A 12,378-nucleotide genomic window follows, 5' to 3' on the forward strand; every position below is an offset into this window, starting at 1 on the left:
ATGAGTGAGACGCCCCCTGATTTTTACCACCCCGATTGCCGCATCAAAACACCGGCGATGCGCTCGCCCGAATATGTTCAGATGAGCATGGCAGCCGCCATCACGCTAGGCCTTATCCCGAGCCGCATGTACCGCACCGATTGCACGCATTGCCTCAATCTGCTGTTGACTTACCCTGAAGGCTGCCGCGCCAATTGCGCCTATTGTGGTCTGGCGCGGCATCGTCAAGAGACGCGCGATTATGCCGATCGCAACTTCATCCGCGTGGATTGGCCGGCACTGCGCTACCGGGAGGTGATAGCACGTGTTCGAGCTGGCAGGGATAAGGGACGGTTCCAGCGCATGTGCATTTCCATGATCAGCCATCCTGATTCGAACCGCGATACGCTGGGGTTGCTGACACAATGGGTCAGGGAGCTGCCGCATCTCCCGGTTTCCATCCTCTCCAATCCCACCACCATGGAACGCGACGACCTGGTGCGCCTCAAACAGGCCGGTGCGGATATCTTCACCGTGGCGCTGGACGCCGTAACGCCGGAAATCTTCGAGCACACCCGGGGCAAGGCCGTGGATAGCCCGCATCGCTGGGAAAAATACTGGCAGGCGATAACCTGGGCGGCGGAAATTTTCGGGCCGGAAAAATTCGGGGCGCACCTGATTTGCGGCATGGGGGAAACGGAGCGTGAATTGCTCGAAGTGGTGCAACGCATCAAGGAGTTGGGTGGCCATAGCCATCTGTTTGCCTTCTTTCCCGAGAAAGGTTCCCTGATGGAGGACTGGCCGGCCTGCGGCAAAGCGCAATGGCGGCGGGTGCAACTCGCCCGCTACCTCATCGACTATGCCGGTGGTGATTTCTGCAGCATGGCGTTCGATGAGGCAGGGCAGGTGGTTGATTTTGGCGTGGCGGAAAGAGAATTGGCGAGGTTCATCAACGCCGGCAAGCCATTCCGAACTTCCGGCTGCCCGGGCAAGGATGATGCTGAAATATCGGCCTGCAACCGGCCCTATGGCGACAGCAATCCGGCCAACATATTGTCATACCCGTTTAAGTTGAATCCGGAAGATATTGAAATCGTTCAACTTCAGATGAAAGGCGAATTAGTAAAACCATTTCATGAATAACCCAGGTTGTTGCAAAAAAGCAACAGAACAATATTTGTTAATTGATTGTTATTGTTGATTAAATGGTTAATCAGAAAGGGCTAATACACTGAAATCTCAAAAAGTATTTGAGACATGTAACGGTTTGTGACATATTCAGATCATGGCTAGCGAAAGGTCTGGGTTAGGTTAACAATCAGGAACGAATTCATTCCGGCCGGGCATAGAGAATTTACGAATTGATCAACGGAGGGCACACAAGATGAAATTAAAAGCACTGGTAGGCGTTTTGGCTGTTGCGGGTCTGGCAATGCCAGGGATTGCTTCTGCAACCAACGGTTATTTTTCCCATGGCTACGGCATGACAGCCAAAGGTATGGGTGGCGCGGCAACTGCGATGGCCAAGGATTCATTCGGCGGCGCGAACAACCCGGCCAGCATGGTGTTTGTCGGCGATCGTCTGGATGTTGGCGTGGATTGGTTCAGGCCAATTCGTAGCGCGGAGCGTACGGGTACTAGCGGCCCTGCCACGGGTATGAATTTTTCTGCGGATAGCGGAAGCAACGACTTCGTGGTCCCGGAATTCGGCTTCAACATGATGATGGGCGACAAAATGTCGTTTGGCATCACTGTCTACGGCAATGGCGGTATGAATACTGATTATGAAGGTGGCCAGATTGCAAATGGAACCGCATGCGGCGCATTTGCTAATGGTGATGCTGGCCCGTATAACGCGCTATGTGGTAATGGAAAGCTGGGTGTGGATCTGTTGCAATTGGTTATTGCGCCGACTTTTGCCTACAAGCTGACTGAACAACATTCTGTGGGTGTTTCGCCCCTGATTGGCTACGAGCGATTCAAGGCCGACGGTTTGCAGGGGTTTCGTAACTACGCGCCAGGTGGTTCGACTGCTTACCTGACCAACGTGGGCTACGACAATGCGCTGGGATACGGTGTTCGTCTGGGCTATATGGGAAAGCTGAGCGATATGGTGTCAATCGGTGCGGCCTATTCAAGCAAAATCAAGATGAGCTCGTTTAGTAAATATAAGGATTTGTTTGCCGAGCAGGGCGATTTCGACATGCCGGAGAACTGGAACGTGGGTATCGCGTTCAAGCCTATCTCTTCAACCACGATCGCTCTTGACTACCAGCGCATTAACTACTCTGGTGTTAAGTCAATCGCCAATTCGAGCAGAACTTCCGCCGATTCTCCGGTTGCATGGGGTGGTGTTGCAAATTCCTTGGGTGGAGATAATGGCCGTGGCTTTGGCTGGGGTGATGTTGAAGTGCTGAAGCTGGGTGTCGAGTACGCCTATAGCCCGAAACTGACCTTGCGTGCTGGCTACAGCCATAGCGACAACCCGATCAAGTCCACTGATGTGACTTTCAACATCATCGCGCCGGGCGTGGTGACGGATCACTACACGCTGGGCTTCACCTACGGTGTGGGCAAAGATGCCGAAGTCACTATGTCCTACATGCATGCTCAGGAAAACAGCGTTTCTGGACCCAGCTTGTTTAGTTCGTGGCTGGGAACTGCGGGCACCGAAAAAATCAAGATGCACCAGGATTCTCTGGGCATCGCTTATGGCATGAAGTTCTAATCTGGCCATTAGCTAGCATCGTGAAGTAAGCAAAAAAAGGGGCTGGAGGTGAGAAATCACTTCCAGCTTTTTTATTTAAAATAATAAAATGATATGGAGACAGCATGAATCGCATCTTGAAAAATCTGTTGCTAACCGCTTTGACCCTGGGTCTGGGCATGGGGTCCGCCTTGGCGTCCGACGTGCTCAAACCCTTCACGCTGGGATCCAAGGGGCCCGGCACCGTAACGGAAAAGGTGGCAGCGGCAAAAACTGCATTGCAGGCCAATGGTTTTACCATTGCCGGCAGTTATTCCCCCTATCCTGAAACCACGATCATCGTGGTGACTAATGATGAGATGAAGACTACGGCAGCTAAAACAGAGAATGGCGGTTTTGGTGCGGCTCAGCGGGTTTCAGTGACCAAGGTTGGAAATGACGTGCAGGTTTCCTACACTACTCCGGCTTACATGGCCAATGGCTATCGCATGGCGAATGACCTGCCGCAGACTACGGAAAAACTGAAGGCCGCACTGGGTAGCGTGGAAGAGTTCGGAGCCAAGGGCCTGACCGCCTCGAAGCTGCGCAAATTCCACTACATGTTCGGCATGGAGTATTTCGACGAGCCTGTTCCCCTGGCTGAATACGGTAGCTACGAGGAAGCCGTGAAGGCGGTCGAGGCCAATCTGGCGGCTGGGAAGGGTGGCTGTACCAAGGTCTACCGTGTAGACGTCACCGGTAAAAAGGAATCCGTGTTCGGCGTGGCCATGAAGGGTGGCGACAAGTTCATGGACGACAAGTACATCATGGGCGTGATCGATTTCAATGATCTCAAGGGCTCTGCGCATCTGCCCCATGAAATGCTGGTTACCGGCAACAAGGTGATCGCGCTGTATGCGCGCTTTCGTATCGCCCTCGACTATCCTGACCTGAAAATGTCGGGCTCGAACAGCTTCATGAAGATCATGGAGTCTCCGGAAGCGATCAAGAAGGCCATGGTGGCTGCGGCTGGCGGCAAGGAATAAAATCAACAATAAGCCGGAAACGGCTTAAAAATAAGAATTTGCCCCGCTTCGGTGGGGTTTTTTTGTTTGGTGCGACTCGTGGGGGTAAAGGTAGATAGGCAATTTAACCTCAAAGGACGCGAATTAATTCAAGGGCTAGAACAACTTAAACTGCTTGCCCGATTGGTGGTGCGGAACGACACGTTTTACCTTGCGAACTTTAGTGTCCTTTGCGGTGAAATGCTTTTTTTATTTCACGTTAGTCGAGTTTGGCGAGTTGTGCCTTGAGCTTTTCCAGCGTGGCACCGAAGTTCTCCATCCGGTCTTTTTCCTGCGCAACAACGGCAGCCGGGGCTCGGGCGACGAAGCTTTCGTTGCCGAGCTTGGCCTGCGCCTTGGTGATTTCCCCTTCAAGCCGGGCGATTTCCTTGGCTAGCCGTGCCTGCTCGGCTTCCTTGTCCACTTCGATCTTGAGCATCAGGCGGATGTCACCGACTACTGCCACAGGGGCATCCGCTGCCGGCAACTCACCCTGGACGATGGCGACATCGGAAATCCTTGCTAGTGCCTGGATGTAGGGTGCCAGGATGGAAATGTCGCCAAGTGCGATTAGCGGAACCTTGAGTGCCGGGGAGAGGTTCATCTCGCCGCGTAGCGTGCGACAGGCGTTGATGATTTCCTTGAGCAGTGCGACGCGCCCGACTGCAGTTTCATCGACCTGGCTCAGGTCAGCGTCAGGATAGGGCTGCAGCATGATGCTCTCGCCGCCCTTGCCCGCCAGCGGGGCGACTTTCTGCCACAGTTCTTCGGTGATGAAGGGAATGATAGGGTGGGCGAGTCGCAGCGTGGTTTCAAGAACACGCACCAGGGTGCGGCGCGTGGCGCGCTGCTGGGCATCGCTGCCGCAGGCGATCTGAACCTTGGCCAGCTCAACGTACCAGTCGCAGTATTCGTCCCAGACGAATTCGTAGATGGCCCGCGAGGCCATATCGAAGCGATAGGTGTCGAAAGCCTCGGCGACTTCCTTTTCGGCCTGTTGCAGGCGGCTGATGATCCATTTGTCCACGTCCGAGAATTCCAGCGGCAGGGTTTCATCCTGGCCGCAGTCCTTGCCTTCGGTGTTCATCAGCACAAAACGGGTGGCGTTCCAAAGTTTGTTACAGAAATTACGGTAGCCGTCGCAGCGCTGCAGGTCGAACTTGATGTCGCGGCCATGGCTGGCGAGGCTGGCGAAGGTGAAGCGGATCGCATCGGTGCCGAAGGCGGGGAAGCCGTCCGGGTAGTCCTTGCGCGTCTGCTTGGCGATGGATTCAGCCTGCTTCGGGTTCATCAGGCCGGTTTGACGTTTTGCGACCAGCGCTTCCAGGGTGATGCCATCGATCAGGTCAATCGGGTCGATTACGTTGCCCTTGGACTTGCTCATCTTGTTGCCGTGGATGTCGCGCACCAGTCCATGCACGTAGACTTCCCTGAACGGGACCTTGCCGGTGAAGTGTTCCGACATCATGACCATCCGGGCGACCCAGAAGAAGATGATGTCGAAGCCGGTTACCAATACGCTGGTGGGCAGGAAGGTAGCAAGCTCCGGGGTTTTGTCCGGCCAGCCCAGGGTCGAGAACGGCCACAGTGCGGAGGAGAACCAGGTGTCGAGCACATCTTCGTCCTGGCGGAGTTGTTTGTCCGGGCCGGCCTGTTTCTGGGCCTCTTCCAGATTGCGCGCGACATGGATATTGCCATCCTCGTCGTACCATGCCGGGATGCGGTGGCCCCACCACAGTTGGCGGGAGATGCACCAGTCCTGGATGTTTTCCAGCCACTGGTTGTAGGTGTGAGCCCAGTTGTCCGGCACGAATTTCACGTCGCCCTTGGCGACCACTTCCAGGCCATGCTTGGCGAGGCCTTCCATCGCCACATACCACTGATCGGTGAGCATGGGTTCGATGACGCTGTGGGTACGGTCGCCGCGCGGCACCATCAGCTTGTGCGGTTTGGTTTCAACCAGCAGTCCCTGGGCTTCGAGGTCAGCGATTATCTTTTTGCGCGCTTCGTAGCGATCCATGCCCTGGTATTCGGACGGTGCCAGATCGTTGATCTTGGCGTCGAGGGTGAGAATGCTAAGCGGCTCCAGATGGTGGCGCAGGCCCACCTGGTAGTCGTTGAAATCGTGGGCCGGGGTGATCTTGACACATCCGGTACCGAAGGCCGGGTCGACATAGTCGTCGGCAATGATAGCTATGGTTCTTTCGCACAGCGGCAGACGCACATGCTTGCCGATCAGGTGCTGGTAGCGTTCGTCGTCGGGGTGAACTGCCACGGCCATGTCGCCTAACATGGTTTCGGGGCGGGTGGTGGCGACGACCAGCGCTTCGCTGCTGCCCTCGACCGGGTAGCGGATATGCCACATGAAGCCGTCTTCTTCTTCAGCAACCACTTCCAGGTCGGACACTGCGGTCAGTAGCACCGGATCCCAGTTGACCAGGCGTTTGCCACGGTAGATCAGGCCTTGGCTATGGAGGGTGACGAAGACCTCGGTCACCGCCTTCGACAGCCCTTCGTCCATGGTGAAGCGCTCGCGCGACCAGTCGCAGGAGGCGCCGAGACGGCGCATCTGGCGGGTGATGGTGGAGCCGGATTCTTCTTTCCAGGCCCACACCCGCTTAAGGAATTCCTCGCGGCCGAGATCGTGGCGCGACACGCCCTTTGCATCCAGTTGGCGTTCCACCACGATCTGGGTGGCGATGCCGGCGTGATCTGTGCCAGGTTGCCATAGGGTGTTCTCGCCCTTCATCCGATGGTAGCGTACCAAGGTGTCCATCAGGGTGTCCTGGAAGGCGTGGCCCATGTGCAGCGTGCCGGTGACGTTGGGCGGCGGCAGCATGATGCAGTAGGCGGGCCTGCCGGCCTCGGTGGCGGCCTTGAAATAGCCGCGGGATTCCCACAGCGGGTACCAGTGCGCCTCGATGGCTGCGGGCTCAAAACTTTTGGCGAGTTCCATGGTTTGGAATTTCTTGGAGTAACGGGAAGGCGGCAATTATACCTGTTTTCCCAGTCCAAGCGGACCGACGGTCAGGGCTGATCTTTAGAAGCTGTCTTAACCCATATCATGGGTGCGACTAAGGCATTTGGCCCTCCGGCGCGAAGCGGCGAAGCGCCGTTTGGTCATTCCAAACCAGAGAGCCGCGACAAAGCCGGAGGGCCAAATGCCGACGTCCCGAAGGGTTGCAGCCAGAAAGCCCGGCAGCGTCGTTCCGCTCCTTGGCATCGTAGGCCAGCTACGACCTGCGTCGCGCGCCTAGCTGCCGGGATTTCTGGCTGCAACGCATCCCATGATATGGGTTAAGACAGCTTCTTATCGTGGGGTGGGGTGCCGAGCCGTTGCTTGAGTGCTTCGCGTACGGCATGCCGGATATGTTCGCGTGAATGGTCGAGCAACTCGTTCAGGGCGCGATCCAGGGTGGCAGTGAATTCCAGCGCAATGCGATTTTCCAGTTCCTGCACCATGAATTCCTCTATCTGGTGCAGGGCTGCCTCGTCATGAGAGATGTTCGCGACCTGTTCCTGTTCGTCTATGCAGGCTGGCTCGTTTGCAACGATCTCGATATGGAGTGGAGGCTTCCCCTTGCCGGTTATAGTGGCTTCGCTTACCACTGAAGTGGGTACGGCTTCAGTTAGAACCGGGATGGTGATGTCATCAGTGAAGATTTCTGTCAGAACGGGAATCGTCGCCCGGGCAGCTTGTGCCTCGGCCGATGCAAGATCTTGCTGCGTGGGTGCCCCAGTGCGATGCCGGGTGAGCAGGGCATCTATTTTTCCGAGTACGTCGGTCTCGCTGTTTGCAGGATCCATTTATCTGGCCTTGCTTCCAATATCATGCGAATGAATTTCGTAGCCGCGGTCTCGATAGAAGCGGAAGCGCTCGCGCGCTGCGCTGCGGTCGTTTTCGTCTGTGCTGACGATCTCGATCAGCCGGTGGAAGCGGCTGAAGAACAGGGGTTGCTCAGTGTGAAGATTGAGCAGGATGTCGTCGTGTGCCAGCGTGTCGGTATTATGGTCAATGATCACCGGGGTGACCGGTGCAAGACTATCCGAGGCGCGGCAATGGGGGATGAAACCGACAGCGGGCGTGCTCCACAGCAGCTTGTCCATTGTTTCCGTGGTTGCGGCATCGGGAGTATAGACCATGACCCGTAGCCCGCGCTCAACGGCCTTGGCGCAGAGCACGCAAGCGGTGTGGTATTTGTCGGCGGCGTGAGTGTAGAAATCGATTTGGGTCATATCAAAACAAGCGCCTTTTACGTTTGCCCCTTCTCCCCTCTGGGGAGAAGGTTGGGATGAGGGGTTCAGATGCTGATTCTCACGCGAAACTTCCCACCCCCACCCTAGCCCTCCCCCTAAAAGAGGGAGGGAATATACGATGAGGGGTGGTCGATTAACCCACCCTACATTTATTGATCAGGAAATGCACCAGCAGCGCCACTGGCCGCCCGGTTGAGCCTTTGTCCTTACCTGATTTCCAGGCAGTCCCGGCAATGTCCAGGTGCGCCCAGTCGTATTTTTTGGCGAAGCGCGACAAAAAGCAGGCGGCAGTGATAGCACCACCGGCACGGCCGCCGATGTTGGCCATGTCGGCGAAGTTGCTCTTCAGCTGTTCCTGGTAATCGTCCCACAACGGCATGTGCCAGGCGCGGTCAACTGCATATTCGCCGGCATGGAGCAGTTCGCGGGCAAGGGCGTCGTGGCTGCTGAACAGCCCGGAGGCATGGTTGCCCAGGGCGATGAGGCAGGCGCCAGTGAGGGTGGCGATATCCACTACCGCGTCCGGTTCGAAGCGTTCGGCGTAGGTAAGGGCATCGCACAGGATCAAACGGCCTTCTGCATCGGTATTGAGTACTTCGATGGTCTGTCCTGACATGCTGGTGACGACGTCGCCGGGCTTGTTGGCATCGCCGTCGGGCAGGTTCTCCGTGGCCGGGATGATGCCCACCAGATTGATCGGCAGCTTGAGCTGGGCTACCGCCTTGAACGCGCCGAGCACGCTGGCCGCTCCGCTCATGTCGTACTTCATTTCGTCCATTTCGGCGGCGGGTTTGAGGGAAATGCCGCCGGCGTCGAAAGTGACGCCCTTGCCGACCAGGACCACCGGCTTTTGTTTTTTATTGCCCTGGTACTGCAAAACGATCAGTTTGGGCGGCTGGCGGCTACCGCGTGCCACGGAAAGCAGTGAACCCATTTTCAGGGCTTCCATGTCTTTCTGTTCCAGCACTTCAATCTTGAGCTTGTAGGTTTTTGCCAACTCCTGCGCCTGCTGGGCCAGGTAGGCGGGGGTACAGATGTTGCCCGGCAGGTTGCCGAGATCCTTGGCCATGCTCATGCCTTCGGCGATCGCCTGGCCTTGTTTGGCGGCTTCTTCGCCGATGCTCAGTTCGGTGCGGCGCGACACGTTCAGGACGATACGGCGCAACGGGCGGCGCATCTCTTCCTGCTTGCTTTTCAGACGGTCAAAGCGGTAAACCCCTTCCATTGCCATCAATACGGCCTGCTCGACTTTCCATGCGGTGTCGCGGCGCTTGACCGGGAGTTCGGTGAGGAAAACCGAGGCTTCAAGTGACCCGGATTCATTCAGGGTTTTGATGGCAGCGCGGACCGCATCGCGATATTCCTTGTCTTTGAATTCACGTTCCTTGCCCAGTCCGACCAGTAGCACCCGGTCGCACAGCGTGTTGGGGACGTTGTGCAGCATGAGTGTGGTGCCGGACTTCCCTTCCATGTCGCCGCGGCGGATAATATCGCTCAGGTAATGGTTGGAAATCTGGTCGATTATCTCGCCGGCCAGCGCAAGCTTGCGTGGCTCGAACACGCCGACGACGACGCAGGCGGTGCGCTGTTTTTCCGGGCTGCCACTTTTTATGCTAAATTCCACCTTTTGCTCCTTACTTGATGCCTGCCCGTGTGTGTACGTGTGTATCAGGTGTATCAGGCAGGCTTTAATTCATGATATTCAGTAATCGGCAATTATCCGCAGACTGTAGTCTAAAAGTCAAAGAAAACCTCGAACGATGATTTTCCGCCGCGCCCTGCTGCGCGAGATGGCCGGCAATGCATTGCTGGTTTTTTCGGTGCTGCTGATGATTACCCTCACCACGATGCTGATCCGTTATCTCGGGCAGGCGGCGGGCGGTGCTGTGGCTAACGAGGCGGTGGCGGCTTTTCTCGGCTTCAGTATTATTAATTATTTGCCGGTTTTGCTGTCCTTGACGGTGTTTATCGCAGTTTTGATGACGTTGACCCGCTGCTATCGCGATAGCGAAATGGTGGTCTGGTTCACCGCCGGTTTGAGCGTCATGGCATGGGTGCGTCCGGTGGTGACTTTTGCCGCTCCGGCGGTATTCGCGATCGCGTTTTTAAGCTTGGTGGTTTCCCCTTGGGCATTAAGAAAAAGCGATGAGTTCCGGCAGCAAATGGACAGCCGCGACGACGTGTCCTCGGTGGCGCCGGGCGTGTTCAAGGAGTCCAAGTTCGCCGAGCGGGTGTATTTCGTGGAAAGCTTCGCTGGTGAAAAGAACACGGTAAGCAATATTTTCATGCGCTCTGTCCAACATCAGAAACTGGGCATTCTGGTGGCTCAGCATGGCTACCAGACGGTATCTGAAAATGGCGACCGATTCCTGGTGCTGCTCAACGGCAGACGCTACGAGGGAGTGGGCGGCTCGCCGGATTACAAGATCATGGCCTTCGAACGCTATTCCATCCGGATCCATGCCTATGAGGCGAGCCTGATCCCCCCGACACAGAAATCCCTGTCCACCTTGATGCTGCTGAGCGATCGCTCGCCGGCCAATATGGGGGAACTGCTGTGGCGGCTGGGCTTGCCAGCCAGCGCTTTCATTCTGGCTTTGCTGGCGATCCCGCTGAGTTTCGTCAATCCGCGTGCAGGACGCTCGCTTAATTTGATCCTGGCGTTGCTGCTCTACATGATATACAGCAATTTCCTGAGTATCACCCAGGCCTGGGTGGCGCAAAGCAAATTGTCTCCATATATCGGGCTATGGCTGGTACATGGCTTGATGCTGCTAGTGCTGTTATTGCTGTTTTACCGCAGGCTTGTACTTGCGCCGTTCTGGATAATCTGGCTGAAGAGATTGATTCCTCGGCTCGGTGGCGAGCGCACATGAGAATCATCAGCCGCTATTTGGCACGTGAAATTTATTCGGCCACGTTGCTGGTGTTCGCAGCCCTGCTCATGCTGTTCGCTTTTTTCGACCTGATTCACGAGTTGGGCGACCTGGGCAAGGGTGATTACCGGCTGGCCAAAATCTTTGGCTATGTCCTGCTTTCCCTGCCCGGCCATGTTTACGAACTATTCCCGATTGCAACCTTGATCGGCTCCCTGTTCGCTCTTTCGCAACTGACTGCTCATTCCGAGCTTGCCGTGATGCGCGTGTCGGGGCTGTCTGCGCAGCGCATCGCCTTGTCGCTGGCGAAAGCCGGATTGCTGTTCGTGGTTCTGACCTTTGTTTTTGGTGAGTTTATCGCGCCACTTAGTGGGCGAGCAGCCCAAGAGTTACGTTTAAAGGCCACCAGTTCGGTAGTGGCGCAGGAATTTCGTTCCGGCCTGTGGGTGAAGGATGCGGGGAGTTTCGTCAATGTCGAGGAGGTGCTACCGGATACCTCTATGAAGGGGGTGAAAATCTATGAGTTCGACCCGGATTTTAGTTTGCGCGCCATTAGTTACGCAAAGCGCGGCGAGCACGTGGCCGAGAACCGATGGCGCCTGACGGATGTGGCGCAGACCCGGTTTGAGTCGGGCCGGACGGTAGTCAGTAGGCTTCCTGAGGCTTACTGGCATTCAGTGCTGACTCCTGACATTCTTAATGTGCTGCTGGTGGTGCCGGAGCAGATGTCGGCCTGGAACCTGTATTTTTATGTACAGCATCTGAGTGAAAACAAGCAGAAAACCACGCGCTACGAAATTGCACTGTGGTCGAAGCTGGTCTACCCTTTTGCGGCTTTGGTGATGATTATGCTGGCATTGCCGTTTGCTTATTACCAGGGACGTTCAGGCGGAGTGAGCGCGAAAATATTTGCCGGCATCATGCTGGGATTGGGTTTTCATTTGCTGAACCGGCTATTTGCCCATCTCGGGCTATTGAATGACTGGCCGCCTATGTTCAGTGCCATTTTTCCGACGTTGGTGTTCTTTTGTGCGGCGATGGCGATGATGTGGTGGGTTGAAAGACGGTGATGATTAATGGGTGATAGTAGAGGCAATCTATTGCCCATCACCCATTAATCATCACCACTTTGGTTCCCGCCATGCGATCGTGCCAGAACAGGCGCTCGCGGTCGAACAGCGCCCACAGGATGCCGAAGCCCAGCCCTACGCCAATCGCGGCGAGAAGAAAACGCAGGCATGCCTGTTTCAGGCTAAGGGGTTGGTCATCCGTGCGCACTATCCGCAGGTGCCAGGTTTTCATCGGCAGGGTCTGTCCGCCATGCAGCCAGTACCAGATGAAATAGAATGCCATTACCAGCAGCAGGTAAAGCTGAAAAACGAAGCGGAGAATGGGCGGCAGCGGCGAATGGAATATCGCGGTGAAAATAAAGCCGGCAATGAATAGCACCGCAGTCAGCAGCAGTGTTTCGTAGAGCATGCTGGCCAAACGGCGGGGAAGTCCCGGCATTTTTGCG

General features: G+C 56.1%; 10 protein-coding genes. 5 read left to right on the forward strand and 5 right to left on the reverse strand.

Annotated elements, in window-relative coordinates:
* From SCT_RS02245 to SCT_RS02255, 3 genes are all read left to right on the forward strand, one after another.
* Complete coding sequence (locus tag SCT_RS02245; RefSeq protein WP_059418525.1) at positions 1–1,122, forward strand: radical SAM protein; 1,122 nt, start codon at positions 1–3, stop codon at positions 1,120–1,122.
* A 241-nt stretch (positions 1,123–1,363) separates the two neighbouring features.
* Positions 1,364–2,707, forward strand: coding sequence for an OmpP1/FadL family transporter (locus SCT_RS02250; RefSeq protein ID WP_059418528.1), 1,344 nt, complete (start codon positions 1,364–1,366; stop codon positions 2,705–2,707).
* 104 nt (positions 2,708–2,811) lie between these two features.
* Positions 2,812–3,711, forward strand: coding sequence for a hypothetical protein (locus SCT_RS02255; RefSeq protein ID WP_059418530.1), 900 nt, complete (start codon positions 2,812–2,814; stop codon positions 3,709–3,711).
* 238 nt (positions 3,712–3,949) lie between these two features.
* Here SCT_RS02255 and SCT_RS02260 read toward each other — a convergent pair whose 3' ends face one another.
* The 4 genes from SCT_RS02260 to SCT_RS02275 all read right to left on the reverse strand — a co-directional run bounded on the left by SCT_RS02260 (position 3,950) and on the right by SCT_RS02275 (position 9,610).
* A complete protein-coding gene (locus tag SCT_RS02260) occupies positions 3,950–6,685 on the reverse strand; it encodes a valine--tRNA ligase (RefSeq protein WP_059418595.1) in 2,736 nt (911 codons plus the stop codon).
* Between the two features lie 341 nt (positions 6,686–7,026).
* Positions 7,027–7,536, reverse strand: a complete 510-nt coding sequence (locus tag SCT_RS02265) for a hypothetical protein (RefSeq protein ID WP_059418532.1) — start codon at positions 7,534–7,536, stop codon at positions 7,027–7,029.
* Positions 7,537–7,965: a DNA polymerase III subunit chi gene (locus tag SCT_RS02270; protein WP_059418534.1), complete on the reverse strand. Its 429-nt coding sequence runs from the start codon at positions 7,963–7,965 to the stop codon at positions 7,537–7,539. It abuts the gene before it with no gap.
* Positions 7,966–8,119: 154 nt separating this feature from the next.
* Complete coding sequence (locus SCT_RS02275; RefSeq protein WP_082098145.1) at positions 8,120–9,610, reverse strand: leucyl aminopeptidase; 1,491 nt, start codon at positions 9,608–9,610, stop codon at positions 8,120–8,122.
* A gap of 136 nt (positions 9,611–9,746) precedes the next feature.
* Between SCT_RS02275 and lptF the strand changes: the two genes are divergently transcribed.
* Both lptF and lptG read left to right on the forward strand, forming a co-directional pair.
* Positions 9,747–10,862 (forward strand): LPS export ABC transporter permease LptF, encoded by a 1,116-nt coding sequence (gene lptF / locus SCT_RS02280; RefSeq protein ID WP_059418538.1) that lies wholly within the window; start codon positions 9,747–9,749, stop codon positions 10,860–10,862.
* Positions 10,859–11,932, forward strand: coding sequence for an LPS export ABC transporter permease LptG (gene lptG / locus SCT_RS02285; RefSeq protein WP_059418541.1), 1,074 nt, complete (start codon positions 10,859–10,861; stop codon positions 11,930–11,932). Before lptF ends, lptG begins: the two co-directional genes overlap by 4 nt.
* Before the next feature lie 37 nt (positions 11,933–11,969).
* Here lptG and SCT_RS02290 read toward each other — a convergent pair whose 3' ends face one another.
* A complete protein-coding gene (locus SCT_RS02290; RefSeq protein WP_237759554.1) occupies positions 11,970–12,371 on the reverse strand; it encodes an RDD family protein in 402 nt (133 codons plus the stop codon).
* Between the last annotated feature and the right edge of the window lie 7 nt (positions 12,372–12,378).

It is taken from the genome of Sulfuricella sp. T08 (assembly GCF_000971475.1).
In the GTDB taxonomy this organism is placed as follows: domain Bacteria; phylum Pseudomonadota; class Gammaproteobacteria; order Burkholderiales; family Sulfuricellaceae; genus Sulfuricella.